Source organism: Candidatus Pelagibacter communis (assembly GCF_001179965.1).
Lineage (GTDB): Bacteria > Pseudomonadota > Alphaproteobacteria > Pelagibacterales > Pelagibacteraceae > Pelagibacter.
In genome coordinates, this window is the sequence record NZ_CVSH01000018.1 from 1 (window position 1) to 2,126 (window position 2,126).

Annotated in this window: 3 protein-coding genes; all 3 read right to left on the reverse strand. The window is 29.5% G+C overall.

From position 1 onward, the window contains the following. A partial coding sequence (locus AMN73_RS00580; protein ID WP_143323178.1) for a HesA/MoeB/ThiF family protein occupies positions 1–485 on the reverse strand: 485 nt, incomplete at its 3' end. Continuing rightward, positions 482–919, reverse strand: a complete 438-nt coding sequence (gene dut / locus AMN73_RS00585) for a dUTP diphosphatase (RefSeq protein WP_075534377.1) — start codon at positions 917–919, stop codon at positions 482–484. The genes dut and AMN73_RS00580, both read right to left, overlap by 4 nt. A gap of 2 nt (positions 920–921) precedes the next feature. Further along, positions 922–2,121: a bifunctional phosphopantothenoylcysteine decarboxylase/phosphopantothenate--cysteine ligase CoaBC gene (gene coaBC / locus AMN73_RS00590; protein WP_075534378.1), complete on the reverse strand. Its 1,200-nt coding sequence runs from the start codon at positions 2,119–2,121 to the stop codon at positions 922–924. Between the last annotated feature and the right edge of the window lie 5 nt (positions 2,122–2,126).

Here is a 2,126-nt window from a genome sequence, read left to right on the forward strand (position 1 = left end):
ATATGGCCATCAAATCTGCTGATAGATCCAGATATAAAAAATTTTTTTAATTTTAACGAACCTTCATTTAATAGAAATTTTGTTCTAAAATTATCAGTCCCGTCAATAATTACATCATACTTTTTAGCAATTTTATCAAAATTTTTGTTAGTAATTTTTGCTTTGTATTTAATAATTTTAATATCAGGGTCAATTTTTTTTATTTTTGTATAGATAACATCAACTTTTAATTTCCCCACATCTTGAGAATTATACATTCCTTGACGATGAATATTAGATAAGCTCACTTTATCAAAATCTACTAACCCAACCTGTCCAACTCCAGCTCGACACAAGTAATCTACAGCTGGACAACCTAATCCTCCAAGCCCAACAATTAATATTTTAGACAATGATATTTTTTTTTGGCCAAGGATACCAATATCTTTTAAAACTATTTGTCTTGAATATTTTTCTAAATAATTTTTATTGAATTTTTTTTTCATTTTCCAGTAGATCCAAAACCTCCAGAACCTCTGATTGTTTCAGGTAGATCTTGTACCTCTTCAAACTGGACTTTTAAAATTGGAACAAGAACCATTTGAGCTATCCTGTCACCATTATTAATAATAAATTCTTTATCACCATGGTTAAATAAAATAACCTTTAACTCACCCCTATAATCACTGTCTATTGTTCCCGGCGTATTGAGAACTGAAATACTAGATTTTGCTGCTAAACCTGATCTAGGCCTAATTTGAATTTCAGTATCATTTGGTATTGCTACAGATAATCCAGTTGGGACTAACACAGATTTATTAGGCTTAATCACAATTTTATCTTCTGTAAGAGCCATCAAATCCATTCCTGAAGATCCTTCAGTTTTATAGATTGGTATTTGAGCTTTATGACTAAGTTTTTTAATTAAAACTTTAATCATAATTAATTCAGGTGATTTATAATTCTCTCCACAATCTTGTCAGCGAGATTACTTTTGCTTGTTTTTTTTATTTCCTCAAAGTCTTGATTTTTATAGAAAATTGAAACGGAGTTTTCGTTCGACTCGAAGCCAATATCTTTCTTTGATATATCATTTGCTATTATCCAGTCACAGTTTTTCTCTGTTAATTTATTCTTTGCATTTAATTCTAAATTCATTGTTTCAGCAGCAAAACCAATTACAAGTTTTGGTCTCAATGAATTATGATTTGATACATTATTTAAAATATCAATATTTTTTTCTAAATTTAGTACAAGGTTATCCTTTTTTTTAATCTTATTTTTATTATAGTTTTTAATCTTCCAATCACCAACGGCTGCAGAAAATACTGCTACATCTGCAGGTAAATTATTTAATGTTTCTTCATACATTTCTTCTGCGGTTTTTACCTTTATTAACTTAATATTAGGATCTGCTATTTGATTTGAAGGTCCTGATATTAATGTAGTATCAAATCCGTTTCTGTTTAAAGAATTTGCTATTTCAAAGCCTTGTTTGCCACTTGATCTATTTGTAATGTATCTTACAGGATCTATAAATTCCTGAGTAGGACCAGCAGTTACGATAGCCCTTTTTTTATTAACATTCTTCAATTTTTTGAAATACTGATTTAAGTAATTAAGAATTTCAGTTGGCTCTGACATTTTACCTTCGCCGTATTCTCCACAAGCCATATCACCAATATTTGGTCCAATCATTTCATAACCAAAAGTTTTTAACTTTTGAATATTATCTTTATTGGATTTATGCTCCCACATTCTTACATTCATTGCAGGCGCTAAAAAAATTTTCTTATTTGATGCTAGTGTCACAGTTGTAGCAAGATCATCCGCAAGTCCATAACTTAATTTTGAAATTGTATTAGCTGTAGCAGGTGCAATTAATATCAAATCAGCCCATCTAGAAAGTGATATATGATCCATTTCTGCTTCATTCTCATGATCAAAAAGTTGGGTATAAACTTTTTCTTGAGAAAGAGAGACAACGGATAATGGTGTCACAAATTTTTTAGCATTTTCCGTAAGTACAGTTTTTACCTGTGCACCATTTTTTTTTATTAATCTTATTACCTCTAAAGCTTTATAAGCAGCAATACCACCACAGATAATAAGTAATATTTTTTTTCTATCTAAAAAATTCATTGTGA

Excerpts from the sequence above, each read along its gene's own strand:
- dut (WP_075534377.1), bottom strand. The coding sequence starts at position 919 with ATGATTAAAGTTTTAATTAAAAAACTTAGTCATAAAGCTCAAATACCA.
- coaBC (WP_075534378.1), bottom strand. The coding sequence starts at position 2,121 with ATGAATTTTTTAGATAGAAAAAAAATATTACTTATTATCTGTGGTGGT.